Source organism: Paenibacillus sp. sgz302164, assembly GCF_056120505.1.
Genome location: NZ_JBVYOL010000046.1, coordinates 12,544 through 35,766, shown reverse-complemented (window position 1 = coordinate 35,766; position 23,223 = coordinate 12,544). Strand labels below are relative to the sequence as shown.

The following is a 23,223-nucleotide window of genomic DNA, read 5'->3' as shown; positions in this document are numbered from 1 at the left end:
GGAGGGGATCCACGCGTTCCCATCTCGAACACGACCGTTAAGCCCTCCAGCGTCGATGGTACTTGAACCGAAGGGTTCTGGGAGAGTAGAACGTTGCCAAGCACTATAAAAAGCCCTCTTGAGAGAAATCTCGGGAAGGCTTTTTTTGTATTTCCGGCAGGTCAGCCTGTATGCAAGTGAAACCCGGGCACAGCGCTATTCTCGTTGCATTTTGCACAATGAAAGACTCGGTTTATATCCCGGACAGCGTCTGCCATTGGACGGGAAAAATCCCCCTGAGTGGGCCCCAAGCATTGCACAAAATCCAGCGGAAGCGCCCATCACCGTGATTGAGTCCTTTCATAGCATAAGCTGCCCGGTCCGGTCCAGCCCAGCCCTGATCTGCCGAGCAGTTTCGCGGGCCGGAAGCGGAGCGATGCCGCACCACTATACCTCGCATTCTTCTAATCACTGCATATAGCAGGAGGTATCTTTACTCGTAATTTTAATAAGTCCCATTTTGCGGAAAGGGCGGAAGCGAAAGAGCATCCAGAGGCGAGGCATCAGCATCCATATATGGAAGATGGCGAAATATTTAAGCCAAATTGTCGGAATCCAGGGATATAGTAAAAGGATTGCGACTAATCCGATCCAGAACAAGTGCAGCTGCACTCTGCTTACAAGCCGAATCGAGGCATTGCCTTCAGGCAAAATCCCGCACCAGAAAATACCCCACCTGAAAGACCAGCCTCTCATAGCGCTGCCGATTGTGTACTGAAAGAAGATACGTATCAGAAGCGCATGAAAGACGACGAGAATCGGGTAGCTAAGCACTAGCGGCAGCCAATCATGGAGGTCCAGATTATAGCAGAGGAGAAGGAGTAAGAATATAAAGTACAGGACTATTTTATAAATAGAGTGGTACATTCTTTTCATTAATTTATAGCTGTAAATCGTAGAATCTTTAGACAGATTCGGATCTTGATTGGACATGATGACCTCCATAAGGCAAGTAACAAAGCGGATATACCCTATATCGGCAAAATCCTTCAAAAATATGAGCGCCAAGCTAGTTTAGGAGAAACAAGATTTGGGTATACTAGCAGGAAAGAATCAGGGTTGAGGTGAGCCTAATGGAAGAGAATCAGATGGGGATCTGTATGATTTGCGAGCGGCAGCGTACCGGAGGTATTCGGATCATTTCCGTTTTTTTGTGCGATGATTGCAGCAGCGAGATGGTGCGAACCGATGTCAGAGACAAAAAGTACCCTTTTTTTGTGCGGCAGATGAAAAAGGTTTTCCTCACAGGCAAAGCAGGGACTTATATGTGAGGTATTCGTATGTTTTAAAGCTTTCTTCGGGAAGCTTTTTGTTTTTTAGGCTTCTTTCCTCTACTATATAAAAAGAGCAGCGAGGAGAGGAGCAAGCTATAATGTCGAAGCAGCCGCTGGACCGGTCAAAGGCTCCGCTTTTTGAGGCGATGATTGCGCATGAGCGAACCAAGCCTGTCAGCCTCCATGTGCCTGGGCATAAATCAGGCAAGGGCGTTTTGCCGGAGGCGAGAAATCACTATGAAGCGATAATGTCCATAGATTATACGGAAATTACGGGGCTTGACGATCTGCATCAGGCCGAGGGGGCGATTTTGGAGGCGGAGCGGCTGGCCGCCGATTGTTTTGGTGCGGAGGAGACTTATTTTCTCGTCGGAGGCAGCACGGTCGGCAATTTGGCCATGATTACGGCCGTATGCGGCCGCGGTGACTTGATTCTGGTGCAGAGGAATGTGCACAAATCGGTCATACACGGGCTTATGCTTGCAGGCGCAAGGGCTGTGTTTGTGTCGCCGGTGTGGGACCCGGGAATGGGGGTTGCGGCAGGAATTCATATCGACGATGTGAAAAAGGCGCTGGTGGATTATCCCGAGGCAAAAGCATTGCTCGTAACGAACCCCAATTACTATGGCATGGGCATAGATTTGAAGCCGATCGCCGAATTGATGCATGAGCAGGGGAAGCCTCTGCTGGTGGATGAAGCCCATGGAGCGCATTACGGCTTTCATGAGGAACTGCCGGCTTCGGCTTTGTCGAGCGGCGCCGATGTTGTCGTGCAGTCCACACATAAGATGCTGACCGCCATGACGATGGGCGCGATGCTGCACGTACAGGGCCCCCGGGTGGATCGGGCTGCGTTGAAACAGCGTTTGGCCATGCTTCAAAGCTCCAGTCCTTCTTATCCGCTCCTGGCTTCGTTGGATTTGGCGCGCAAACGCATGCATACGGAAGGAAGAGCTTGGGTGGAGCAAGGGCTTCAGGCGATCAAGCGGTTTAGAGCCCTGCTGGATGAGCTGCCGCAGTTGGCATACGGCCCGCATGATTTTCCAAGCTGTGGCGGGAATGGGTATACGACGGCCGATCCATTTAAAATATGCATCTACGATGCGACAGGCACATTGTCAGGGCCGGAGTTAAGAGATGCGATGGAGGAGCAAGGCTGTTTTGTGGAAATGGCGGATGCCAGGCAGGTGCTGCTGCTGTTTACTCCGGCATCAACGGAAGCAGATGTAAACCGCGTATATCAAGTTTTATGCAACATTTGTTCAAGCGGCAAGCTGCGTAAGCAGGAACTTCAAGCCGCTATCTCGAATATAAATAACTTACCCTCATTCATGCCAATTTCGCTGCCTGTCGCGTTTGATTTGCAAAATTTGCGGAATGAAGGTCAACCGTACATGGATACAAGCTCCGTCGCCGTCCAACATGCAATAGGCAAGCGCTCCGCGGAAATGGTTATTCCCTATCCGCCCGGAATTCCGTATCTTTACCCGGGTGAAGTCGTTACGGCAACAACAGCAGAAGCTTTGCAGCAGTTGGCGAGCAGCGGGATTCGATTTCAAGGAACAGCATTCGGACAGACACAGAGGCTTAAGATATACTCGTAAACCATCACAGGCAAGTGGTACAGCAGATGCAGGAGGGTCAGAGTGAAAGGAATATTTATTACGTTTGAAGGTCCGGACGGCGCGGGAAAGACGACGCAGCTGCGCATGTTGGGAGAAGCGCTGCGGGAGCTCGGACACGACGTTGTAGTAACAAGGGAACCGGGCGGTACGTCAATCAGCGACAAGGTCCGCAGTCTTATTTTGTCGCCTGAGAATCAAGAGATGACGGATCAGGCCGAGGTACTGCTCTATGCGGCTTCGCGGGCGCAGCATGTTCATGAATTGATCCTGCCGGCTCTTGCGCAGGGGCGTATCGTGCTTTGCGACAGGTTTATCGACGCCAGTGTCGCCTATCAGGGCTACGGGCTTGGCGTCGATGTAGTTATCGTCAAGACGATCAACCATTACGCGAGTTCAGGTTTGCAGGCGACACGAACGTATATTTTGGATGTGCCGGTAGAGATAAGCCAGTCGAGGCTTCATCAGCGGGCGTTCGGCTCGGGTGCGGAGCAGCAGTTGGACCGAATCGAGCAAAAAGGTTTTGAGTATCACAACCGGGTACGGGCCGGATTTCATCAAATTGCCGCCGATCAGCCGGAGCGAGTCAAAGTCGTAGATGCCAATCGGGGCGAAGAAGCGATCGCCGAAGACATTTTGGCTGATTGTAAACGTTTGCTGGAGGTACATCTTTCCGGCTAAGGCAATAAACCCAAACATAGTTTATAATGAAGAGGAGGAATCACCCATGAAGCTGGTCGTTGCCGTTGTTCAAGACAAAGACAGTAACCGTCTTTCCAATGCGCTCATCAAAGAAGGATTCCGCGCCACGAAGCTGGCAAGTACGGGCGGCTTTCTGCGAGCCGGAAATACTACATTTATTATAGGAACGGAAGATGAGAGAGTACAAGAGGTGCTGCAAGTTATTCGCGCCAATTGTAAAATTCGGGAGCAGCTTGTCACACCGGTATCGCCTATGGGAGGAACGACGGATTCCTACATTCCATTTCCTGTGGAAGTTCAAGTGGGTGGCGCCGCGGTGTTTGTTTTGCCGGTCGAGCGGTTCGAGCATTTTTAAGCAGGAACGATTTTATTTTAAATACAAGGATGGATGAGCCTTGAAAATTAACCCGGGGTGGCAGCCCATTGGAAAAAACGTCAAAGTAACCGATAACGTCCCGACTCCACAGACGGCACCCCGGAATTTCTCCGACTTGATGCATCAGAACGACGAGAAAGTGACGCAGGAGCAGCTGACGAAAATGATGCAGCAGATTTCGCTGCAGGGCGATCGTCTGGCCCGATCCATGACGGTGAGGGAGCTGCGCCAGTACAGGCTGCTCGTCAAGCAGTTTCTGGAAGAGACCGTTCGCCGCGGAGTCAGTTTGCGAGATACGAAAGGCTGGGACCGCCGCGGCCGTTCGAAGCGGTATAAGCTGCTGGAGGAAATCGACCTTGGGCTCTTGGCTCTGGCGGACGAGCTTCTGGAAAGCGAGCAGGGACGTATCGACATTTTGCATAAAATCGGGGAAATCCGCGGTATGCTGATTAACCTGTTATTTTAAACGGAGAGAACTAATATGTCCTTTCATGCCATTCATGGCCAAGCTGCGGCCAAGCGGTTGCTGCAAAACGGCTTGCGGCAGGACAAGCTGTCCCATGCCTATATATTCAGCGGGCCTGTAGGAACAGGCCGCACCGAAATGGCGTTTGCGCTGGCGAAGGCCATTTACTGCAAAAACAAGTCCGACGATGCGTGCGGCGAATGCCTCGAATGCCGTAAAGTCGAGCACCGCAATCATCCGGATTTGCACGTGGTGGAGCCTGACGGGGCTTCGATCAAAATTGAGCAAATCCGCGAGCTGCAAAAAGAATTCGCCTACAGGGCGACGGCCTCGGGCACTAAAATATACGTTTTACAGCAAGCCGACAAAATGACGGTACAAGCGGCTAACAGCTTGCTGAAGTTTCTGGAAGAGCCGACTTCGCGCGTGGTCGCCATTCTGATTACGGAGAACGGCAATGCGCTGCTGCCGACGATTCAATCCCGTGCGCAGTGGATTTCGTTCACGCCGATGCCTCGCGACGAGATGATCGCCGCCCTTTTGCAGGAGGGCCATCCTGCCGGGCTGGTGCATCCTGCTGCCTATTTGACGGCAGGATTGAAGGCCGCCAGAGAGCTCATAGGCTCGAATTGGTTTGCAGAAATGAGAAGCGTAGTGTTACAATTAGCGAAGGAGACGCTGACCCGTTTCCCTTCTTCGATGATTACCGTGCAGCAAAAGATTATGAAAACAGAGCTGGCGGATCGCGTGTCGAGCCTTTTCGACCTGCTGATTCTCTGGTTTAAAGATATGGTACAGCTGCGCCTGGAGCGCAGAGATAAGCTGATTTACCATGATCAGCTGGACTGGATGGGCTCCCTTGCATTCAGTCGGGACGTGTCAGATTGGGTGCGAATGATGGAGCAGGCCGTAGATCTGCAAAAACGTCTGCGTTTTAATGCCAATTCACAGCTGGTTGTGGAAAAAATGCTCGTGGAGATGCAGGGGGTGTAACATGTTGTATTCGGTAGTAGGCGTCCGCTTTAAAAAAGCGGGTAAAATATATTATTTTGACCCGATCGATTTGCCGATCGAAAAAGAAAATGCCGTTATTGTTGAAACGGCGCGCGGTGTGGAATACGGGAAAGTCGTCGTCGGCAAAAAAAACGTCAAAGAAAACGATGTCGTGCTGCCGCTCAAAAAGGTAATCCGGATCGCGGATCATACAGATGCCGATTTGGTCGAAGAAAATAAGAAAGCTGCCAAGGACGCGTTTCAAACGTGCCAAGAGAAGATAAAAGATCACAATCTGAAAATGAAGCTCGTCGATGTGGAATACACGTTTGACCGCAATAAAATTATTTTTTATTTTACAGCGGAAGGGCGCGTCGATTTTCGCGAGCTGGTTAAAGATTTGGCGAGTATTTTTCGGACTCGCATCGAGCTGCGCCAAATTGGCGTCCGTGACGAGGCCAAAATGCTCGGCGGCATTGGCCCCTGCGGGCGGATTCTTTGCTGCTCGTCGTTTTTGGGCGATTTCGAGCCGGTTTCCATCAAGATGGCGAAAGATCAAAACCTTTCGCTCAATCCAACGAAAATTTCAGGCTTATGCGGCCGTTTGATGTGCTGTCTGAAGTACGAGCATGACAACTATGAAAGCGCCAAGGAGTCGCTTCCGACAGTCGGAAGACACGTGATCACTTCTTTAGGAAACGGCAAGGTGCTCGGACTGAATTTGAGCGAGCGCACCGCTAAAGTTCAATTGTTTGATCTTGGCAAGGTAATGGACCTGCCTTTCGATGATGTGGTAGAACAAGAGTAGACGTCTGATTTACGGGTTCGCGGATGAACGGCCGGACAGGCATGCATGGCTACTAGAGGTGAAATCGTGGATAAACAAGATATTTTCGAGCAGATCGATGAAATCGAAGACAGGATGGGTGCCACCTATGCCGAGCTCGGCGCTCTTAAGAAGAGAGTCATAGCCCTGCTTGAAGAGAACAAGCGGCTCAGCATAGAGAATGCTCAGCTGCGAAAGCTGATCCGGCAGGAGGAAGCCGATGCCGAGCAGCCGGAAGGAGCAGGCATAGAGGAAGTTCCGGTCATTGGCGCAGGATACGATAACCTGGCGCGTCTTTATAATGAAGGCTTTCATATTTGCAATGTTTATTACGGGCACCTTCGAACGGAAGGGGACTGTCTGTTTTGCTTATCCTTCTTAAATAAATAGCTCGTTTGACCGTAGGGAGACAATTCCTTACGGTTTTTTTCGATCAAGAGGATCATGAAAGGAACTGAAAGCCAAAACTTATGACTCAAGTATCTTTATTACCTACGGAACGAATCGACGAATTATTGACGCATGATTTAAAAATAATCCAGAGCGATCAAGTGTTCAGCTTTTCGTTGGATGCTGTGCTGCTCGCGCGATTTTGCTCGGTATCGCCCAAAGGCCGCATGTTGGATTTGTGCACGGGCAACGGCGTCGTTCCGCTTCTGCTCAGCACACGCAGCGGCGCGGAGATTTGGGGCGTGGAAATTCAGGACAGACTGGCGGATATGGCGGCGCGCAATGCGCTGCTGAACGGATTGGAAGAGCGTCTGCATATGATCCGGGGGGATTTGCGGACGATTCACCAGACGCTGGGGCACGGGGGATTCGATGTCGTCACCGTCAATCCGCCTTATCTGCCCGTACCCAATGGCGAACAGAACGTGAACGAACATATTGCGGCGGCAAGACATGAAATCCACTGTACGCTGGAAGATGTCATAGCGGCCAGCGCCAGGCTGGTGAAAGCCGGAGGAAAAGTGGCGATGGTGCACCGGCCCACCCGGTTGATTGATATTTGCTGCCTGATGAGGCAATACCGCATAGAGCCGAAACGGATTCGCTACGTGCATGCCCGCGCCGGCGAAGAAGCGATGATGATTCTCATCGAGGGCATGAAAGACGGCAAGCCGGAGATTCGCACGCTCCCGCCGTTAATCGTCTACACGGAAAAGGAGCAGTACTGCGAAGAACTGAAGGAAGTTTATTACGGAGGCAGGGCCTCTTTACAGTAAATGAGGGAACCCAAGTTGAGCCAGAATGTAAATGTGCAAAAAAGCTACGCGGCCGACCAAGGAGGCGCGGGAACGCTGTATCTGGTCGCCACGCCGATCGGCAACCTCGAAGACATGACCTTCCGCGCGGTCCGCACGCTGAAGGAAGTGCATCTGATTGCCGCCGAAGACACGCGGCAAACGCGCAAGCTGCTGACGCACTTTGAGGTCGCAACGCGACTCGTCAGCTATCACGAACACAACAAGCAGGCAAGCGGACCGGAGCTCGTCCGCTTGCTGCTTGAGGGGCAGAGCATCGCGCTGGTCAGCGATGCTGGGCTTCCGGCCATCTCCGATCCAGGTTACGACCTGGTGAGGATGGCCGTAGAGCAAGGCGTGCCGGTGGTACCTATCCCCGGCGCGAATGCGGCCCTGTCGGCGCTGATTGCATCAGGCCTGCCGACGGACCGCTTCACCTTCGTCGGTTTTCTCCCCAGGGAGAAAAGGGAGCAGACGAAGGTGCTGGAGGAGCTGCAGCAGGTGCGGGGCACCCTGCTGTTCTACGAATCGCCGCACCGCGTCGAGAAAACACTTGCCCGCATGGCGGAAGTGTGGGGGGCGGAGCGCCGGATTTGCCTCGCCCGCGAGCTGACGAAGCGGTACGAGGAATTTGTCCGCGGCACGATCGCGGAGTGCCTCGGGCATTTGACGCAGTATCCGCCGCAGGGCGAATATTGCGTCATCGCCGAAGGCGCATCGGAGGCGGCCGCGCTGGCGGCGGGCGCCGCTTGGTGGGAGGCGCTCGGGCTCGGCGAGCACGTCGAGCATTACGTCGAGCGCGGCAGCGAGCGCAAGGAAGCGATGAAGCTCGTGGCGGCGGACCGCGGCTTGTCCAAGCGGGACGTGTACAACGCGCTGCTCGAGCGCTAGGAGTCTGGCGGGCGGAGTTACTGTCATTTTACTATGCCTTCTACGTGGTTCATCGGACAGACTCCCAGGAGTCCGTCTGATGAACTCCGCCCGCCAGACCCCTGGCCGGCGAAGGGCTGCCCCGGCCGGAGCTTCATCCTCGGTGGTCTCTCGGTTTTCGCATCCGGTTTTCCGCCTCCGGCTCCGCCCGGATTCCCGGAAATATTCCGGACAAAAAAAGATCTCTAATCCGCGGCCGAAGCCGACAAATTAGAGATTAGAGGAGATATGAAAAAGGTTAGAATTACCTAAAGGGAATGTGATATTTCTATTATATACTATTTTTCTTATTTTGTCACAGGTGTTGGCATTTCTGATAAACAAATATGGCAAACAATTTTTCCTTTGAAATAAGTAACGTTCTCGGCGTTGCCGCAGAAAATACATGCAGGCTCATATTTCTTCAACATAATGCGTTCACCGTCAACATAAATTTCCAAAGCGTCTTTCTCGCCAATGCCAAGCGTACGGCGAAGCTCGATTGGAATAACAACGCGTCCTAATTCATCAACTTTTCTCACGATACCGGTGGATTTCAACATATATGAAGGTCCCCTTCCCAATTATGAAGTCTATTAAAGTTTATCGTCATGTTTCGACAATATTTTCATTACTTATGATACCAACCATTCCCAAAATAGTCAACCATATTTTCTTAAAATTATACCTCTAAACGTAAAAAATTTCAATTTTCAGCTTTAGTTCATAAAACACAAACCCCTTATACAATAAGGATTTGTAAGTAATATCTTACATAGGCTAGCACAAAAAAGCGAAAAAATATCGTTAACCCCGGACAGGCATCATACTTTGAAAACTGGAATCTAGAATTCGACTATTTTCGACAAATCATGTCGAAAGTTCCGGAATGAATTTGTCGAAAGAATGTCGAAATAATAAAGTAGAAAGGTTGTGGCCCCGTATGAAAGAAGAAAAAGTGTTTAAAGATCCGGTTCATAAATACATTTATGTGCAGGACGACACGATCTGGGATTTGATCAACACCCGGGAGTTTCAACGATTGCGCCGGGTCAGACAGCTTGGCACCTCCTATTTGACTTTTCATGGCGCCGAGCACAGCCGTTTCTCCCATTCCCTTGGAGTCTATGAAGTGACCCGAAAAATCATTTCCCAATTTGAACGCAACCATTATGAAGACTGGCCGAAGGAAGAACGGCTGCTCTGTCTTTGTGCGGCTCTGCTGCACGATCTGGGGCACGGCCCCTTTTCCCATTCCATTGAAAAAGCGTTCGGCACGCGCCACGAGGATTGGTCCTGCCGGATCGTTCTGGGGAATACGGAAGTTAACGAAGTGCTGCGCCGCGTATCCCCCGATTTTCCCAAGCAAGTCGCCGGGGTCATCTGCAAATCGTACAGCAAGGAAATTGTCGTGAGCCTTGTATCCAGCCAGCTTGATGCCGATCGCATGGATTACTTGCTGCGGGACGCCTATTTTACGGGTGTGAACTATGGCACGTTTGATTTGGAGCGGATTTTGCGTGTGATGAGACCGTACAAGGGCCATATCGTCGTCAAAGAGAGCGGGATGCACGCGGTCGAGGATTATTTGATGTCCAGATACCAAATGTACTGGCAGGTTTATTTTCACCCCGTTACCCGCAGTGCGGAAATTTTACTGAACAAAATTTTTCAGCGGGCCAAATATTTATATGAAGAGCAGTACGCGTTCGCTTTCATGGTCGAGCCTATTTTGCATCTGATTCAGAACAAGCTGTCCCTGGAAGATTATATCCTGCTTGACGAATCGGTGATGCAGACGATGCTGGTGTTTTGGAGCTCGGAGAGCGATGCGGTTTTGTCCGACCTGTGCAAAAGGTTCCTGAACCGCAAGCTGTTCAAATACAGCGCGTTTGAAGACGTCGACCAAAAGGTGTTTCAGCATATGGAGCAGGCGATGCTTGAGCTGGGACTCGATCCGGCCTCTTATATGGAAATCGATTCTCCGTCGAACCTTTCCTATGATGTATACAGGCCCGGTGAAAACGATGAGAATTTGCCGATCCTGCTGCTCAATCACAAAGATCAATTGACGGAAATTACGCAAAAATCGGATATCGTCCGCTCGATCAGCGGCATTCACAGAGGAAAGCACCGGGTTTATTACCCGGAGGAGATCGTTCACCGTTTGAGCGCATCCGCTTACCCGGACGTAAGGGCATTGATCGGACTGCGGGAATAGAACAAACAATCACGAAGGAGCTTAAACCATGCTGACAGATACACATGCGCATTTGAATGCGAAGCAATTTGACGAGGATCGGGAGGAGATGATTCAGCGGGCGCTGGATGCAGGCGTTACGCGGATCGTAAATATCGGTTTTGACCGCGAGACGATTCCGACGTCGATCGAGTTGGCGGAGCGGTACGATTTTATTTATTCGACGGTAGGCTGGCATCCGGTAGAGGCCAAGTTCATGCAGCCGGGAGATCTGGAATGGATCGAGGAGCTGTGCAAGCACGAAAAGGTGGTCGCCATCGGAGAAATCGGTCTGGACTACTATTGGGATACTTCGCCGAAGGATGTACAGGATCGCGTATTCCGCGAACAGATTCGTCTGGCGCGCAAGCTCGGCATGCCTATCGTCATTCATAACCGGGATGCGCACCAGGATGTTTTGCAGGTGTTAAAAGAGGAGAAGGCGGCGGAAGTGGGAGGGATCATGCACTGCTTCTCGGGCAGTTGGGAGACGGCCAAGCAGTGTCTGGATATGAATTTCCACATTTCGTTCGGCGGGCCCGTCACGTTCAAGAACGCCAGACAGCCCAAAGAGGTGCTGGCGCAAGTGCCGCTTGACCGGCTGCTTATTGAGACGGACGCCCCTTATCTGACTCCGCATCCTTACCGCGGCAATCGCAACGAAACGGCGTATGTCCGGCTTGTCGCCGAAACCGCCGCGGAAATTCGCGGAATCAGCCTGGAGGAACTGGCGGCTATTACGACAGGGAATGCTATTCGGCTGCTAGGCCTCAAGTAGAGCGGTGCGATATTTGCGGCGGAGCACAACGCCGCAGATGAACGAGACCAGCAGGAGGCTGCCTGCAGGGACAAGCGCGTATACGGCCGCAGAGCGCAGCAGGAGCGGAATCGTGAGCACACAGATTTGGACAAGCAGCACGCACCAGATGAGAAAAGCGATCGATCCGGCTTTCGTCATCCGGTTCAGCGGGTACATTTCCAGCCAAAACGTATAGCGGTGCGCACGCTCGATGCCGGTCAATTGAACGGTGGAAATCAAAATCACGATGAGAAAAGCGGCTGCCCTGGCCACATCGCCGGAGACAACGAAGATGGCGAGCGCCCCGAGCAGCGTAATCCGCTGAACGATGCCGAACAGCTCCGTGCGCAGCAATGTTTTGGCGTACAAGTATAAATAGGATGCGTCCTGCTTGAAAGGGATATAGCGCGTAATTCCGCTAATCCAGCTGCGGCGCGCAATCCTCGTCGGCAGCTGGGGCACATCGACGAACCAGTTGAAGAACATGTACAGACGAGCCTGCTGCTGCTTCTCTTTGGCAATGAGATAATCCCAGCCGATCGTATAGACGGCCGCAAAACGGGCTGCCGCCAACCAGAGCAAAATCAGAACGAGCGCGGCTGCGCTCGCCCAAAAGAAGCTGCGGTCGAACTGCACGGCGACGATAACGAGCGACGCTACCCAGCGGAATACGACGGAGGCCGTTCTTGCATAGGTGTGAACGAAGCGGCTCTCATACCAACCGGCCAATATGTTGGCGAATTTGACCAGCAGGATCAGCATCAGCATCAGGACGAACGGCTGAGCGGCCGCACCCTCGCAGTGACGGTACAGGGGCCACAGCACGACAAGCGCAATCAGCGACCAGAAGGCTTGCAGCGTAAAGCTGTAAAGAAGCGCGCTGCGAAAGTAAGCGCCCATCTGACGCTCGATCCGCAGCAGGAACATGCGGTCCGCGTCCCGGACCAGCGTTCGAATCGGGCTCGACCCGAGCAGCGGAACAAGCAGCAGCAAAGCGATCCACAGATACGGATAATTTGTCGGAAGCTGCTGCAACGTTTTGGCATAATAATAGGAAGAAATAATGACAAGAAACAACATGAAGCCGACAAAATTGCTGCGCGCCGCGTAGAGCCAGTACCCCGAAGCTTCCTTTAAATACCGCCCCAGGCGCTGCTGCCATAAACCGGTGATATTGACCTCCATGTCCTTCATACCGAATCACCTTGAACCAGCTCGTAAAAAATGTCGTCGAGCGACGCTTTGGCAAGCCCGGTTTGCACCCGCAGTTCGCCCAAATCTCCCTGGGCGGCCATTTTGCCGCGATGCAAAACGACATAGCTGTCGCAATATTTTTCAATCGTTGACAAAATGTGCGAGGAGATGAGGAAGCTGGCTCCTCTGCGCTTCATGCGGACCATAAGCTCAAGCAGCGAGCGGATGGCCAGCGGGTCAAGCCCGAGAAAGGGCTCATCGATAATGTACAAGGCGGGCTCGATCAAAAACGCATTCATGATCATTACCTTCTGCTTCATGCCTTTGGACAGATGGCTGGAAAAGCTGTTCAGCTTGTCCTTCATTTGGAACTCTTCCAAAAGCGCCTGGGATCGGGTCAGGAACTGCTCCTTGGTCAGCCCGTATGCCATGGCCGTCAGCTCCAGATGCTCGCGGATGGTCAGTTCCTCGTAAAGCTCGGGAGATTCGGGAACGTAAGCGTACGCTGCTCGGTAGGCGAGCGGGTCTTCCGCCAGGGTGAGGCCGCTGACGCGGATCGTGCCTTTTTGCGGATGAAGCAGGCCGAGAATATTTTTAATTGTCGTGCTTTTGCCTGCGCCGTTGAGTCCGATCAAGCCCATCATTTCACCTTGGCGGATTGAAAAAGTAAGTCCGTGCAGGACAGGTTTTCCTGGAAGATATCCCCCGTAAAGGGAGTCGACTTGTAGAATGGGGTTCATCGAATGGCCTTCCTTTTCAGCAAATTATTGGCATTTTTGAACCAATTTCACCCATCCCCATTATAAACAAAATTGCTATTAAAGCCTAATTTAAACGTAAGAATTGCGAAAAAAAGCGTCAGAATACGTTATAATGAGAAAAACGTACTAAAGACCAAGATTTATAGCCGGAAATGTTTATTATTTCCGAATTCCGCCCTTTTTAGCGGGCGATAATCCCTTTACAGGTTTAGATTTACAGCGTAATATACTTTTCATAATAACTTAATAACCAATTTGCCAAATTTCCATTCGCTGAGTTCCATTTATGGGAACGGGGGAACCGCTGCAAACATTCGGAAGCACATGCAACCGCCGAATGCCAGCAGAATGAATATCAGGGGTGAATCCAACGACAACGAGCAAGCAGCTTGTTGTCCAGGTAGGGCGACTCTCACGTCCGAATCCGTCAGCTAACCTCGTAAGCGTACCGAGAGAGGTAACGATTGTCGTGTCTGGTTGTATTTTTCTATGCATACAAGGCCACGGGAAGAGTCCTCTTTCCGCTGGTCTTTTCATTTTTTCGAGATAGTGCAGGCTAGATGATCATAGGATGAAAAGCGAAGGAGGTGGGACTACCGCAGCAGCGTCCGGTAATGGCCGCGTTGTTGTCGGGTGAACTCCGCTGCAAAGCTGGAGAGGCTTATTAAGTTAATCACAAACTGACCTTAGTCGCGTCTAATTTAATCATGCGTAACACACGGGCGGCGAGGCTTTGAAGGAGGACCGAAGAAGTGGGCAACATCTCTTTAACCGAGACCCATGTAAGTCGATCATCCAGCATGTCCTTGGCACTACGATGGAAGCATGAAAACTTGCGTTTGATTTTAAGCCTAGGTATGATTTCAATCGCTATGACTTTCATGTTTTTGGTGTTGTTGTACGGTACGGCTACCAAGAGCGTATCCGTAGTTGTGAATGGACAAGAAACCGTTGTGCATACGAAGCAATGGGTCCTGCAACGCCTACTGGATGAACAAGCCATTAAGATTGGTGAACACGATCAAGTTTCTGCAGCGCTCACGACTCCGATCAAGGGCGGAGAGAAATTCGTGATCGATCATGCGTCACCGATTCAATTGACTGCTGATGGAAAGACCACCACTGTTTACACAACTGCAAGAACGGTTGAAAGTGCATTGCAGGATTTACATATTGCACTTGGGGAGCTTGACCGAGTCACTCCTGAACCGGCATCTTCGCTTTTACCCGGCGATACAGTCAAAGTGGTCAGGGTAAAGAAAGAGCAGAACGAAACAACGGAACCGATCGCGTTCGATACCGAGAAGAAGAACGATGCATCGCTGCTCAAAGGCAAGGAACAGGTCGTCCAGGAAGGCAAAGAGGGCGTTCTGTTGAAAAAAATGGAAAAAGTATTCGAAGACGGCGTTTTGGTCTCCGAAGCAGTTGTAGATGAACAGGTTCAAACGGAAAGTGTGAAAAAAGTCGTTGCCATCGGCACGAAAAATCCGGTCGTCGCTTTATCGGCCTCATCCCCTAGCGTGGATGAAATTTCAAAGAATGGCGTCAAATTCGGCTACAAGCAAATTCTCAAAAACGTGAAACTCACCGCATATTCGGCGGGAGTGGAGTCTACCGGCAAATCCGCGGACAGCCCCGGGTTTGGCAAGACGTTTACAGGAACTACAGTCACCGAAGGCAGAACGATCGCGGTAGATCCGAAGGTTATTCCGCTCGGATGGTGGGTGTACATCGACGGTATTGGCTTCCGGCGCGCTGAAGATACAGGCAGCGCCGTGAAAGGGCAAACGATCGACGTTTACTTCGAAGATGAGAACTATGCCAACAAATTCGGCACGAAGAACGGTTATACCGTCTATGTCGTAGGGCCGAAGAAGCCGACTGAGAATTAAGGGGTAATCCGGTTTCTGCATGGGCAGAATGTATATATAGATAGATAGGTCGTTCACGAATGGCAAAAGAAGAGGAGACCCCTCTTCTTTTTGTGCGTACAGGGAAAGGAACGTTGTATGATAAAAGAAGTTATCGTTGTCGAGGGCAAAGACGATACCGCAGCGATTCGCCGGGCCGTGGAGGCGGATACGATCGAAACCGGCGGCTCCGCAATAGGTCCGGCCGTGCTGAAACGGATCGCGCTGGCTCAGGAGCGGCGCGGGGTTATTATTTTGACCGATCCGGATCATGCAGGGGAGCGGATCCGCAAAATCGTGGCGGCGAAGGTGCCCGGCTGCAAGCATGCTTTTATTACGCAGGAGCAGGCGGAGTACAAGGGCGACATCGGGGTTGAGAACGCGTCGCCGGAGACGATCCGGCAGGCGCTGAGCAATTTGCGGACGGAGTATGAAGGAGCCGTCTCCCTGGTCACCTGGGAGGACCTGATGGCAGCGGGACTCATCGTCCACGCCGAAGCGGCCTCCCGGAGGCTGGAGGTAGGCAAGGCGCTCGGCATCGGCTACTGCAACGGCAAGCAATTTTACAAGCGCTGTGCGATGTTTCAAATCACCCGCGAGGAGTTTGAAGCGGCGGTAGAATTACTAAATAAATGAGGGCTGTGACATGAATACTTCCAACCGGGCGCTTCCTGAGGATGTCGCTACACCGAACAGAACGAAAGAAATACTTAAGAAGCACGACCTGGTGCTGAAAAAGAGCCTCGGGCAAAATTTTCTCGTAGACCAGAACATTTTGCACAAAATCGTGTCCGCCGCCGGGCTCGGCCCGGACAAGGGCGCGCTGGAGATCGGCCCGGGCATCGGGGCGCTCACCCAGCAGTTGGCCAAGCAGGCTGGGCGCGTCTTGGCCATCGAAATCGACCAGCGTCTGCTGCCCATCCTGGGCGAGACGCTGGAGCCGTACCCCCATGCCCAGGTCGTGCATGGGGATGTGTTAAAGCTGGACCTGCCGGAGCTGTTCCGGCAGCATTTTGCCGGTGTTGGCGGCATCAGCGTTGTCGCCAACTTGCCTTATTACATCACGACGCCGATCATTATGAAGCTTCTCGAAGAGAAGCTTCCGCTGGAAAATATCGTCGTGATGATTCAAAAAGAGGTGGCCGACCGCATGGCGGCCCGCCCGGGCACCAAAGACTACGGCAGCCTCAGCATTGCCGTGCAGTTCTACTGCGAGCCGGAGCTTGTCACGATCGTGCCGCGCACCGTCTTTGTCCCGCAGCCGAACGTCGATTCCGCCGTCATCCGGCTGCGCGTACGGCAAACCCCGCCGGTCGAGGTGGCGGACGCCGACTTCTTCTTCGAAGTCGTCCAGGCATCCTTCGTCCAGCGGCGCAAAACACTTTACAACAACCTGGCTGCGCGGTTCTTTGCCAAAGACACCAAGGCCGAGCTGGAGGCGCTCCTGCACGGCATCGGCATCGAGCCTTCGCGCCGCGGCGAGACGCTCAGCATGGAAGAGTTCGCACGCTTGTCGTCGGCCCTCCGCGCGCACGGCTGCAAATAAACCCGCACCAAATGCCCATCCCCGCCATAGGATAGCCCTAGGAGGGGATTGAGCGATGAGGCAAGGAGACTTTGTTACCCGAAAATCCTATGGCGGAGACGTCATTTTCAAAATCGAACGTATCGAGCAGGTGAAGGCCGTGCTGCGGGGTGTCGATTACCGGCTGCTTGCAGATGCGCCCCTGACGGACTTGCTTGCGTTTGGCGGCGTCACGCCGGATCATCTCCGGTCGGGCACCCCGCAATATCGGGAATCGCTGCGACGAATTGAAATCGCCAGGGAGCAGCAGCAGGAGAAGAATCAGCACTCCGGCGTCAGCTATTTTGAAGTGCCGGGTAAAATACTGCATGTGGACGGAGACCCGGCCTATTTGCGCAAATGCATGCAGCTGTACGGAGAGCTTCGCGTGCCTGCGGAGGGCTTTTACGTCCCCGAAGCCCAGATGCCGGATGCGCTGTATCGGCTGCTGCCGCAAGTCAAGCCGGATATCGTCGTCATTACCGGACATGACGGCATAATAAAAAACCGTAAAAACCGCGATATCAACAACTTGAGCAGCTACAAAAATTCGCTTCATTTTGTGAGCGCGGTTCAGGTCGCCAGGCAGTACGAACGCGATCGCGATTCCTTGATCATTGTGGCCGGAGCCTGCCAGTCGCATTTTGAAGCGCTGCTGCGGGCCGGAGCGAATTTTGCCAGCTCCCCGGCCCGCGTGCTGATTCATGCTCTGGACCCCTTGTGTATTGCGGCTAAGCTGTCCTATACGTCGGTCAAAGATACCGTTTCCATGCTGGACATCGTCAGCTTGACGGTTACGGGGTTAGACGGATTAGGAGGAGTCGATACGCGAGGCAGCTACCGGATGGGGATTCCCGGCATTCAGCACTCGCAGGCAAATGTGTAAAACTCAACAGCGACCGATCGCCGTTCGTACAGTTGTGATACCGCGCGTTGTGAGCTGCGCTCGGTGCATATCCATTCAAGCGCCCAGGCGCGAATCGACTTGTGCAAAGTCCATTCGCGTTTGGGCGCTTTTTCTTTGGTTTTATTCGCCGTGTGGACGGCATCCGTTTTCGGTGCTAAATGCCTCCGTATATGTCGAAAATATATTTCATGAAAAAAAGTGAATAATTTACAATCTTTGGAGGCAACCTAAACACCAAGCAAATTTAAAATTAGGCGGATATGCCGTTGACAACAGGATTGTCGGGCTGATATAATATTTGGTCCTAATTTGACATTTTGGCCGCGATCGGTTATAATTAACAAGGAAAGAGGTGGTAGTTGACAATGGCAAAAAATGCGCTGTTGGAAATTAAACGCAGTTTGGAGCCCCATGTCGGGCAGAAGATCATGTTGCGAGCAAATGGTGGTCGGCGAAAGACTATCGAGCGTTCCGGTGTTTTAGAAGAAACCTACCCTTCTGTATTTATTGTTAAGCTGGAAGAGTCCAACGCATTTAAGCGGGTCTCCTACAGCTACGCGGATATCTTGACGGAATCCGTGGAAGTGACCGTTTGCAACGATGACGGACAAGTCCGTATCACCTATATTCAACATTAGCTTAGCGCATTATCATAACGGCAGGCCCGCATAGGGTCTGCTTTTGCTTTGCATGGAGTTGGCGATAATGCGGCACACTATCCGTACATTTCTATTTTACTTCAGGAGGGATAGCGATGGGACGCAGAAGAAGCATTATGTCGGAAAGTTTCAAATATGAGCTGGCCAAGGACCTTGGCTTTTACGATGTGGTACAGCGGGAAGGCTGGGAAGGAATCCGCACGAAGGACGCCGGCAACATGGTCAAGCGGGCGATTCAGATTGCGGAGGAGGCGCTGGCCAAGCAGTACTCACCAGGGGCCCCGGTAAGCCAAGGCTCTGGAGGCTATGCGCAGCCGTACGCCGGAGGGGCGGTCGGCAGTGCGCAACCGTACGCCGGAGGAACGGTCGGCAGTGTGCAACCGTACGCCGGAGGAACGGTCAGCAGTACGCAACCGTACGCGGGAGGGACGGTCGGCGGCGCGCAGCCGTATGCCGGAGGAGCGGTCAGTAGTGCGCAGCCGTACGTCGGAGGAACGGTCGGCAGTACGCAACCGTACGCCGGAGGAACGGTCGGCAGTGCGCAACCGTACGCCGGAGGAACGGTCGGCAGTGTGCAGCCGTATGCCGGAGGGACGATCGGCAGTGCACAGCTGTACGCCGGAGGAGCGGTGAGCAGTACGCAACCGTACGCGGGAGGGACAAGCAGCTTTGCGCAGCAGAGCCAGGGTCTTCAGCCAGGTGGTGGCAGTTACGGATACGCGGCGCAGGAGGCTCAAGGGCTCCAGGCGAATCAGGTAGCTTCAGGCGTACAGGGGCAGACAGGGTATTCATATGCGGCCAGGCAGCCGCAGCAGCCGTTCTGAATCACCGGCATTGCGTAAGGATCACCTGCGAAAGTTAAATTGTCCAGCGATACTTTGTTAGGATAGCCCGAGGTGGCGGCCCTTAATTGTGGGTACGGGCATTCGTGAAGCGGCTTGGCAAAGCGAAAAACCTGCGAAAGTGCAGGCTTTTTCTGTTTATGGGGTTCATTTTGAGGAAAAGCCTGCAATTGTGCAGGAATTTCTGGGCAAAATGAGTCTGAACCCAAATGTTCGCTGAAAAACCTGTACATTTGCAGGAATTTTTCGTTGCCGGCGTACCAACAGGCAAAAACCTGCACATTTGCAGGAATTTTTCGTGGCTGGCGCATCAACGAGTAAAAACCTGCACTTTTGCGCTTTATACGAAAATAGAACGCAGTAGACCTGACTATTTTCATTCTGCAGGGTGACGTCCACGACGTCATAGGGGTTTTGCGGGTTTTCTTCGCGCTGCCAGGCAGATGTACTGCCGGCTCTGGCGGTGCGTGTACACGAGCAGTTCATCCTTATGCGGCCGGATGGGCTTGGCTTCAAAGCATTCCGGCAGCTTTTGCCGCTGCCGCTCAGTGCTCTGCCCTCTTGGCTCAGTCTGCTTATTATAAGCGGCATTCCGTGCATAATCGGCGGGTTTCCCCGAAGCGCACAGGTTCCTTCGTAAAACCCCGCACTCTCTGCCCACAGGCTGGCGTGAGCTATCCGGCCGCATTTGGCAACCGGCTTCGCCGCCATCCAGCGGCGAGAACCGCTGGGGCCATCGTTCCGACGAGCTGTGTCGAATGCTTTAGCTTTTCTTTTGCGCTTTTGTTATAATGTTTTAACGGCAAACGAGCAAAAGAAGGTGATCGGATGAAGATTTTTGAAAAAGCACCGGCCAAAATCAACTTATCCCTTGATGTTTTACATAAAAGAGAAGACGGTTATCATGAAGTCGAAATGGTCATGACGATGGTGGACCTGGCGGACCGGATCGAAATGCAGGAGCTGCCGCGCGACACGATCATCATTTCCTCCCAGGCGGGGTATATTCCGCTTGACGAAAAAAACTTGGCTTTTCAAGCCGCCAGGTTGATCAAGGATCGGTACGACGTCAAACAGGGCGTTTACATCCATCTGGATAAAAAGATTCCGGTAGCCGCAGGACTGGCGGGAGGAAGCAGCGATGCGGCGGCTACGCTGCGCGGGCTCAATCGGTTATGGAAGCTGGACATTCCGGTGAAAGAGCTGCAGGAGCTTGGAGCCGAGCTGGGCTCGGACGTTCCTTTTTGCGTGACGGGCGGCACGGCGGTTGCCCGGGGCAGAGGGGAGAAGCTGGAGCCGATCGCCTCGCCTCCGCAATGTTGGGTCGTGTTGGCCAAGCCCCCGATCAATGTGTCGACTTCGGAAATTTACGGCAAGCTGAATGCCCGCGAAATCAAGCGTCATCCCTCGACGAGAGTTATCCTGGACTCGATTCGCGACAAGCAGTTCGATCAGCTGTGCCACGGGATGGGCAATGTGCTGGAGGAAGTGACGCTGGAACTGTACCCGGAGGTGCGGCATTTGAAAGAATGCATGCAAAAGCTCGGTGCAGACGGGGTGCTGATGTCGGGCAGCGGGCCGACGGTTTTTGGCCTGGTATCCAAGGAGGCCAAAATTCCCCGCATCTACAACGGGTTGAGAGGATTTTGCAAAGACGTATATGCAGTGAGAATGTTAACGTAAAGAGCAGATACGGGCCGGTTTGTTTTGAAAAAGCTCCTTTTTGGGGCTTTTTTCGTTTTTTATGAGCGAAATTGGGGATTTTCGCAACAAAACGGCCGTTGTATGCGTATTACTATATGTAGGCAACGACAAATCAGATTGGCAAAGGAGGGCTGCCATGACTGAACTGTATTGGGGTTGTTTGGCCGGGGGCGTGTTGTTTGCTATTGTCAGCGTGCTGTTCGGCGATCTGATCAGCCATGCCTTGGACGGCTTGTTCGATTTTTTGTCTCTGGATATTGTAAAGCCAATGGTGCTGGCGAGCGCTGTAACCGGTTTCGGAGGCGCCGGCATACTGCTGGAGAAATACGCGGGAATAGGCTCGGTGGCCGCATTGCTGCTGGCGCTGCTGATAGCCGTTCTGCTCTCTGCGGCTGTCTATTTCGGGTATGTCAAACCGATGGAGAACACCGAGAATTCAACCGGCTATTCCATCAGGCAGCTAAACGGCAAAATCGGTGAGGTTACGGTGACTGTGCCCGCCTCGGGATTCGGGGAGGTGCTGGTCCGTGTAGGGGCCGGCAATACGAATCATACTGCGGCCAGCTTTGACGGCATCGAGCTTCCATCCGGCTCCAGAGTAGTGGTGGTGGAAGTGAAGGACGGAACTTTGTATGTGTCTAGTTTGCAATAAATGACGAAGGGGAGATGAAGCTATGCCTGATTTCTTAGTTGTACCCGCTCTTGTAGTCGGAGTTATCGTTATATTCGGTCTCGCTTTCTGGGCCCGTTACAAAACGGTCGGACCTGACGAGGCGATGATCATAACCGGTTCTTTTTTGGGGAATAAAAATATTTCAACCGACGAATCCGGAAGCAAAATCAAAATCGTCCGCGGAGGCGGCGCGTTCATATGGCCGGTTTTTCAGCAGTCGGAGTTTTTGTCGCTGCTTTCTCACAAGCTGGATGTATCCACGCCGGAGGTGTATACCGAGCAAGGGGTGCCCGTTATTGCCGACGGGGTCGCGATCATCAAAATCGGCGGAGCCGTCGAAGATGTGGCTACAGCCGCCGAGCAGTTCATGGGCAAACCGATCGAATCCCTCAAGGGGGAGGCGCAGGAGGTGCTGGAAGGGCATCTTAGGGCGATTCTCGGCTCCATGACCGTCGAGGAGGTGTACCGGAACCGCGATCGTTTTGCCCAGGAGGTGCAGGGGGTAGCGGCGCGGGATTTGAAAAAGATGGGGCTGCAAATCGTTTCCTTTACGATCAAAGATGTCCGCGACAAGCACGGCTATCTGGATGCGTTAGGGAAGCCGCGGATAGCCGCGGTCAAGCGGGATGCGGAAATCGCCGAAGCGGAAGCGGTGCGCGATGCGCGGATTCAAAAGGCGCGCGCCGAAGAGGAGGGGCAGAAGGCCGAACTGCTGCGGGATACGAATATCGCGGAGGCGGGCAAGGAGAAGGAATTGAAGATCGCTGCCTTCAAGAAGGTGCAGGATACGGCCAAGGCGGAAGCCGACCAGGCGTATCACATCCAGGAGGCCCGCGCCAAGCAGACGATGGTCGAGGAGCAGATGAAAGTCGAGCTCGTGCGGAAAGAGCGTGAGATCGACCTGCAGGAGAAAGAAATTCAGGTCCGCCAGAAGCAGTATGACGCGGAAGTGAAAAAGAAAGCGGACGCCGACCGCTATGCCGTCGAGCAGGCGGCGGAAGCCGACAAGGCGAAGAAGATGCGCGAGGCGGACGCCCGCCAGTACACGATCGAGGCTGAAGCGAAAGCGAATGCGGAGCAGCGCAGACTCGAAGGCATGGCCATCGCCGACGCGGAGCGGGCGAAAGGTACGGCAGAAGCGGAGGTCATCCGCTTGCGGGGGCTGGCTGAAGCCGAAGCGAAGGAGAAGCTGGCGGAGGCGTTCCAGAAATTCGGGGAGGCTGCGATCCTCGATATCATCGTGAAAATGCTTCCCGAGCTTGCCGGCAAAATCGCCGAGCCGCTCAGTTCTATAGATAAGCTGACCGTTGTGGATACCGGAAGCGGCGACGGCGCGGCCAGAGTGAGCAACTACGTAACGAAGCTGATGTCTACAGCGCCGGAAATGTTGAAAAGCGTGTCAGGCATCGATGTGGAGGAGATTATTAAAAATTTGACAAGCAAGGCGGGCTCGTCCGCAGACAGCTCGGCGCCCCGGCAAATTCGGGGTGACGCGCCGAACGCAAGCGAAGGGTAGCCGA

General features: G+C 53.0%; 25 protein-coding genes, 1 rRNA gene, 1 pseudogene and 1 riboswitch. Of the genes and pseudogenes, 23 read left to right on the top strand and 4 right to left on the bottom strand.

Features of this window, described 5'->3' with window-relative positions; all coding sequences use genetic code 11:
• Positions 1–102: ribosomal RNA gene (gene rrf / locus AC0LWT_RS37350) — 5S ribosomal RNA — on the top strand; the annotation flags it as partial.
• 345 nt (positions 103–447) lie between these two features.
• Here the strand turns inward: rrf and AC0LWT_RS37345 are convergent.
• Positions 448–972 carry a hypothetical protein gene (locus AC0LWT_RS37345; RefSeq protein ID WP_474686904.1) on the bottom strand — a complete coding sequence of 175 codons (525 nt, stop codon included), beginning with the start codon at positions 970–972 and terminating at the stop codon, positions 448–450.
• Between the two features lie 140 nt (positions 973–1,112).
• Here AC0LWT_RS37345 and AC0LWT_RS37340 point away from each other — a divergent pair, with 140 nt between their 5' ends.
• The 10 genes from AC0LWT_RS37340 (at position 1,113) to rsmI (ending at position 8,433) form a co-directional block, all read left to right on the top strand.
• Entirely contained in the window at positions 1,113–1,310 is a 198-nt protein-coding gene (locus AC0LWT_RS37340) for a sigma factor G inhibitor Gin (protein WP_474686902.1), read from the top strand.
• Positions 1,311–1,411: 101 nt separating this feature from the next.
• Positions 1,412–2,917 (top strand): aminotransferase class I/II-fold pyridoxal phosphate-dependent enzyme, encoded by a 1,506-nt coding sequence (locus tag AC0LWT_RS37335; RefSeq protein ID WP_474686901.1) that lies wholly within the window; start codon positions 1,412–1,414, stop codon positions 2,915–2,917.
• 42 nt (positions 2,918–2,959) lie between these two features.
• Positions 2,960–3,616 carry a dTMP kinase gene (gene tmk, locus AC0LWT_RS37330; RefSeq protein ID WP_474686899.1) on the top strand — a complete coding sequence of 219 codons (657 nt, stop codon included), beginning with the start codon at positions 2,960–2,962 and terminating at the stop codon, positions 3,614–3,616.
• 46 nt (positions 3,617–3,662) lie between these two features.
• Positions 3,663–3,992 (top strand): cyclic-di-AMP receptor, encoded by a 330-nt coding sequence (locus tag AC0LWT_RS37325; protein ID WP_474686897.1) that lies wholly within the window; start codon positions 3,663–3,665, stop codon positions 3,990–3,992.
• 40 nt (positions 3,993–4,032) lie between these two features.
• Entirely contained in the window at positions 4,033–4,479 is a 447-nt protein-coding gene (locus AC0LWT_RS37320; protein ID WP_474686895.1) for a YaaR family protein, read from the top strand.
• Positions 4,480–4,494: 15 nt separating this feature from the next.
• The gene (gene holB / locus AC0LWT_RS37315; protein WP_474686894.1) at positions 4,495–5,472 is read left to right on the top strand and encodes a DNA polymerase III subunit delta'; all 978 of its coding nucleotides are present in this window, start codon (positions 4,495–4,497) and stop codon (positions 5,470–5,472) included.
• A 4-nt stretch (positions 5,473–5,476) separates the two neighbouring features.
• Positions 5,477–6,280 (top strand): PSP1 domain-containing protein, encoded by an 804-nt coding sequence (locus tag AC0LWT_RS37310; protein ID WP_474686906.1) that lies wholly within the window; start codon positions 5,477–5,479, stop codon positions 6,278–6,280.
• A 66-nt stretch (positions 6,281–6,346) separates the two neighbouring features.
• The gene (gene yabA / locus AC0LWT_RS37305; protein ID WP_474686892.1) at positions 6,347–6,688 is read left to right on the top strand and encodes a DNA replication initiation control protein YabA; all 342 of its coding nucleotides are present in this window, start codon (positions 6,347–6,349) and stop codon (positions 6,686–6,688) included.
• An 80-nt stretch (positions 6,689–6,768) separates the two neighbouring features.
• On the top strand, positions 6,769–7,524 hold the full coding sequence (locus tag AC0LWT_RS37300; protein ID WP_474686890.1) for a tRNA1(Val) (adenine(37)-N6)-methyltransferase: 756 nt from the start codon (positions 6,769–6,771) through the stop codon (positions 7,522–7,524).
• Positions 7,525–8,433 (top strand): 16S rRNA (cytidine(1402)-2'-O)-methyltransferase, encoded by a 909-nt coding sequence (gene rsmI / locus AC0LWT_RS37295; RefSeq protein ID WP_474686888.1) that lies wholly within the window; start codon positions 7,525–7,527, stop codon positions 8,431–8,433.
• Between the two features lie 326 nt (positions 8,434–8,759).
• On the opposite strand, the gene AC0LWT_RS37290 is transcribed toward rsmI, so the two are convergent.
• A complete protein-coding gene (locus tag AC0LWT_RS37290) occupies positions 8,760–9,014 on the bottom strand; it encodes an AbrB/MazE/SpoVT family DNA-binding domain-containing protein (protein ID WP_188178304.1) in 255 nt (84 codons plus the stop codon).
• A gap of 380 nt (positions 9,015–9,394) precedes the next feature.
• On the opposite strand from AC0LWT_RS37290, the gene AC0LWT_RS37285 reads away from it, so the two are divergent.
• Positions 9,395–10,672 (top strand): HD domain-containing protein, encoded by a 1,278-nt coding sequence (locus AC0LWT_RS37285; RefSeq protein WP_474686886.1) that lies wholly within the window; start codon positions 9,395–9,397, stop codon positions 10,670–10,672.
• A gap of 28 nt (positions 10,673–10,700) precedes the next feature.
• Positions 10,701–11,468 carry a TatD family hydrolase gene (locus AC0LWT_RS37280; protein ID WP_474686884.1) on the top strand — a complete coding sequence of 256 codons (768 nt, stop codon included), beginning with the start codon at positions 10,701–10,703 and terminating at the stop codon, positions 11,466–11,468.
• Here the strand turns inward: AC0LWT_RS37280 and AC0LWT_RS37275 are convergent.
• Positions 11,454–12,683 carry an ABC transporter permease gene (locus tag AC0LWT_RS37275; protein WP_474686882.1) on the bottom strand — a complete coding sequence of 410 codons (1,230 nt, stop codon included), beginning with the start codon at positions 12,681–12,683 and terminating at the stop codon, positions 11,454–11,456. The two genes, AC0LWT_RS37280 and AC0LWT_RS37275, sit on opposite strands and share 15 nt — an antisense overlap.
• Positions 12,680–13,423 (bottom strand): ABC transporter ATP-binding protein, encoded by a 744-nt coding sequence (locus tag AC0LWT_RS37270; RefSeq protein ID WP_474686881.1) that lies wholly within the window; start codon positions 13,421–13,423, stop codon positions 12,680–12,682. The genes AC0LWT_RS37275 and AC0LWT_RS37270 overlap by 4 nt, the downstream gene beginning before the upstream one ends.
• 282 nt (positions 13,424–13,705) lie before the next feature.
• A riboswitch (cyclic di-AMP (ydaO/yuaA leader) is annotated at positions 13,706–13,906 on the top strand.
• A 290-nt stretch (positions 13,907–14,196) separates the two neighbouring features.
• Here AC0LWT_RS37270 and AC0LWT_RS37265 point away from each other — a divergent pair.
• The 10 genes and pseudogenes from AC0LWT_RS37265 to floT all read left to right on the top strand — a co-directional run bounded on the left by AC0LWT_RS37265 (position 14,197) and on the right by floT (position 23,219).
• The gene (locus tag AC0LWT_RS37265) at positions 14,197–15,336 is read left to right on the top strand and encodes a resuscitation-promoting factor (protein WP_474686879.1); all 1,140 of its coding nucleotides are present in this window, start codon (positions 14,197–14,199) and stop codon (positions 15,334–15,336) included.
• Positions 15,337–15,453: 117 nt separating this feature from the next.
• Positions 15,454–15,990, top strand: a complete 537-nt coding sequence (gene rnmV / locus AC0LWT_RS37260) for a ribonuclease M5 (protein ID WP_474686878.1) — start codon at positions 15,454–15,456, stop codon at positions 15,988–15,990.
• A gap of 10 nt (positions 15,991–16,000) precedes the next feature.
• Positions 16,001–16,900: a 16S rRNA (adenine(1518)-N(6)/adenine(1519)-N(6))-dimethyltransferase RsmA gene (gene rsmA, locus AC0LWT_RS37255; protein WP_474686876.1), complete on the top strand. Its 900-nt coding sequence runs from the start codon at positions 16,001–16,003 to the stop codon at positions 16,898–16,900.
• Between the two features lie 55 nt (positions 16,901–16,955).
• Positions 16,956–17,804: a sporulation peptidase YabG gene (gene yabG / locus AC0LWT_RS37250; protein ID WP_474686875.1), complete on the top strand. Its 849-nt coding sequence runs from the start codon at positions 16,956–16,958 to the stop codon at positions 17,802–17,804.
• A 386-nt stretch (positions 17,805–18,190) separates the two neighbouring features.
• Positions 18,191–18,463, top strand: a complete 273-nt coding sequence (gene veg / locus AC0LWT_RS37245) for a biofilm formation stimulator Veg (RefSeq protein WP_474686874.1) — start codon at positions 18,191–18,193, stop codon at positions 18,461–18,463.
• 116 nt (positions 18,464–18,579) lie between these two features.
• Positions 18,580–18,750, top strand: a pseudogene (locus tag AC0LWT_RS37240) (small, acid-soluble spore protein, alpha/beta type); the annotation flags it as partial.
• 646 nt (positions 18,751–19,396) lie between these two features.
• Positions 19,397–19,546 carry a hypothetical protein gene (locus AC0LWT_RS37235; protein WP_474686872.1) on the top strand — a complete coding sequence of 50 codons (150 nt, stop codon included), beginning with the start codon at positions 19,397–19,399 and terminating at the stop codon, positions 19,544–19,546.
• 608 nt (positions 19,547–20,154) lie between these two features.
• Positions 20,155–21,009 carry a 4-(cytidine 5'-diphospho)-2-C-methyl-D-erythritol kinase gene (gene ispE / locus AC0LWT_RS37230; RefSeq protein ID WP_474686871.1) on the top strand — a complete coding sequence of 285 codons (855 nt, stop codon included), beginning with the start codon at positions 20,155–20,157 and terminating at the stop codon, positions 21,007–21,009.
• A 157-nt stretch (positions 21,010–21,166) separates the two neighbouring features.
• Positions 21,167–21,682: an NfeD family membrane protein gene (locus tag AC0LWT_RS37225; protein WP_474686870.1), complete on the top strand. Its 516-nt coding sequence runs from the start codon at positions 21,167–21,169 to the stop codon at positions 21,680–21,682.
• Positions 21,683–21,704: 22 nt separating this feature from the next.
• Positions 21,705–23,219 carry a flotillin lipid rafts scaffold protein FloT gene (gene floT, locus AC0LWT_RS37220; RefSeq protein ID WP_474686869.1) on the top strand — a complete coding sequence of 505 codons (1,515 nt, stop codon included), beginning with the start codon at positions 21,705–21,707 and terminating at the stop codon, positions 23,217–23,219.
• Positions 23,220–23,223: the final 4 nt, after the last annotated feature.

Bases quoted from the DNA above. Each gene is read 5' to 3' on its own strand.
- holB (WP_474686894.1), top strand. From the start codon at position 4,495: ATGTCCTTTCATGCCATTCATGGCCAAGCTGCGGCCAAGCGGTTGCTG.
- AC0LWT_RS37340 (WP_474686902.1), top strand. From the start codon at position 1,113: ATGGAAGAGAATCAGATGGGGATCTGTATGATTTGCGAGCGGCAGCGT.
- AC0LWT_RS37280 (WP_474686884.1), top strand. From the start codon at position 10,701: ATGCTGACAGATACACATGCGCATTTGAATGCGAAGCAATTTGACGAG.
- rsmA (WP_474686876.1), top strand. From the start codon at position 16,001: ATGAATACTTCCAACCGGGCGCTTCCTGAGGATGTCGCTACACCGAAC.
- AC0LWT_RS37290 (WP_188178304.1), bottom strand. From the start codon at position 9,014: ATGTTGAAATCCACCGGTATCGTGAGAAAAGTTGATGAATTAGGACGC.
- AC0LWT_RS37275 (WP_474686882.1), bottom strand. From the start codon at position 12,683: ATGAAGGACATGGAGGTCAATATCACCGGTTTATGGCAGCAGCGCCTG.
- ispE (WP_474686871.1), top strand. From the start codon at position 20,155: ATGAAGATTTTTGAAAAAGCACCGGCCAAAATCAACTTATCCCTTGAT.
- AC0LWT_RS37325 (WP_474686897.1), top strand. From the start codon at position 3,663: ATGAAGCTGGTCGTTGCCGTTGTTCAAGACAAAGACAGTAACCGTCTT.
- veg (WP_474686874.1), top strand. From the start codon at position 18,191: ATGGCAAAAAATGCGCTGTTGGAAATTAAACGCAGTTTGGAGCCCCAT.
- rsmI (WP_474686888.1), top strand. From the start codon at position 7,525: ATGAGGGAACCCAAGTTGAGCCAGAATGTAAATGTGCAAAAAAGCTAC.
- AC0LWT_RS37335 (WP_474686901.1), top strand. From the start codon at position 1,412: ATGTCGAAGCAGCCGCTGGACCGGTCAAAGGCTCCGCTTTTTGAGGCG.
- yabG (WP_474686875.1), top strand. From the start codon at position 16,956: ATGAGGCAAGGAGACTTTGTTACCCGAAAATCCTATGGCGGAGACGTC.
- AC0LWT_RS37225 (WP_474686870.1), top strand. From the start codon at position 21,167: ATGACTGAACTGTATTGGGGTTGTTTGGCCGGGGGCGTGTTGTTTGCT.
- rnmV (WP_474686878.1), top strand. From the start codon at position 15,454: ATGATAAAAGAAGTTATCGTTGTCGAGGGCAAAGACGATACCGCAGCG.
- AC0LWT_RS37270 (WP_474686881.1), bottom strand. From the start codon at position 13,423: ATGAACCCCATTCTACAAGTCGACTCCCTTTACGGGGGATATCTTCCA.
- floT (WP_474686869.1), top strand. From the start codon at position 21,705: ATGCCTGATTTCTTAGTTGTACCCGCTCTTGTAGTCGGAGTTATCGTT.
- AC0LWT_RS37285 (WP_474686886.1), top strand. From the start codon at position 9,395: ATGAAAGAAGAAAAAGTGTTTAAAGATCCGGTTCATAAATACATTTAT.
- AC0LWT_RS37345 (WP_474686904.1), bottom strand. From the start codon at position 972: ATGTCCAATCAAGATCCGAATCTGTCTAAAGATTCTACGATTTACAGC.
- AC0LWT_RS37300 (WP_474686890.1), top strand. From the start codon at position 6,769: ATGACTCAAGTATCTTTATTACCTACGGAACGAATCGACGAATTATTG.